Annotated in this window: 1 protein-coding gene; it reads right to left on the bottom strand. The window is 72.0% G+C overall.

Annotated features, from left to right (window positions below; all coding sequences use genetic code 11):
* Positions 1-1,358: AMP-binding protein (locus tag ACFVVX_RS37985; protein ID WP_387952741.1), on the bottom strand; the 1,358-nt coding region annotated here is incomplete at both ends.

Raw genomic sequence — 1,358 nt, 5'->3', positions numbered from 1 at the left:
AGGCTGGCCAGGCCGTGGTGGGGGACGACGACGCCCTTGGGTCGGCCGGTGCTGCCGGAGGTGTAGATGACGTAGGCGGGGTGGCTGGGCAGCAGTCCGGACTCGGGGTCGGTGGCGGCGAGTTCGGCGAGGCGGGCGAGGGTGTCGGGGTCGTCGAGGACGATCAGGGCGGTGGCCTCGGTTGCGGGCAGGGTGTGCTGGAGGTCCTGGTGGGTGATGACCAGGGTGGGGCGGGCGTCGCCGAGCATGTAGGTGATGCGGTCGGCGGGGTAGTTGGGGTCGATCGGCAGGTAGGCGCCGCCGGCCTTGAGGATCGCCAGGAGAGAGATCACCAGGTCGGTGGAGCGTCCCATGAGGACGCCGACCAGGGTCTCCGGGCCGACGCCGTGCTCGGTCAGCAGGTGGGCGAGACGGTTGGCCCGCTCGTTCACCTCGGCATAGCTCAGCTCCTCGTCCTGGTGGATGAGGGCGGTCGCGTCGGGGGTGCGGGCGGCCTGGGCCTGGAACAGCGCGGGCAGCGTCGCGGCGGGCAGGTCCCGGGCGGTGTCGTTCCACTCGGTGAGAAGCCGGCGGCGCTGGGCGTCGTCGAGGATCTCGATGCTGTGGAGGGGGGTGTGGGGTGCCGTCTCGAGCGCCGCGGTCAGGTTGTCGGTGGCGGTCTGGACCAGCGCGGCGACGAGGGCCGGGTCGACCGGTGCGGCGGCCTGGACGGTGAGGAGGAAACCGCTGCCCATGTCGTCGACGGAGACCGCGAGCGGGTAGTTGGTGCGCTCCTGGGCCTGGAGGAGCTCGACGCCTTCGAGGGCGGAGTCGGGCCCCTGGTCCGCCTCGCTGCTGTGGCGGTAGTTGAGGACCGAGGTGAACAGCGGGGTCTGGGCCGGGAGGTTGCTGGCCTGCTGGGCGAGGACGAGGGGTGCGTGCTCGTGGACGAGGAGGTCCGCGAGCTGTCCCTGCATGGAGCGGACGGCCTCGACGGCGGTCGTGTCGCCGGTGCGGACGCGCACGGGGAGGGTGTTGATGAACAGCCCGGGGACGCGGTCGGCGCCGGAGCCGGCCTGCATGCGTCCGAAGAGGACGGTGCCGAAGACGACGTCGTCGAGTGCGGCCGCCGAGGCGGTGATGCGCGCCCAGACGAGGTGGAACAGGGTGGCCGGGCTGACGCCGAGCCGGCGGGCCTGTTCCCTGACCCGGTCGGCGAGTTCGGGATCCAGCGAGGCGGTGACCTCGGTGGTCGTGCTGCCGTCTCCGCGGGCATCGGCGAGACCGAAGGGTGCGGTGGGTTCGGTGATGTCGCCGAGGAGGGTGGTGAAGAAGTTCTGGTGTTCTTCGCGGGGGATGCGGAGGCGGGCTTGGGCGAC

The sequence above is a fragment of the Kitasatospora sp. NPDC058170 genome (genome assembly GCF_042883905.1).
Lineage (GTDB): Bacteria > Actinomycetota > Actinomycetes > Streptomycetales > Streptomycetaceae > Kitasatospora.
This window is presented reverse-complemented; position numbering and strand designations above follow the sequence as displayed.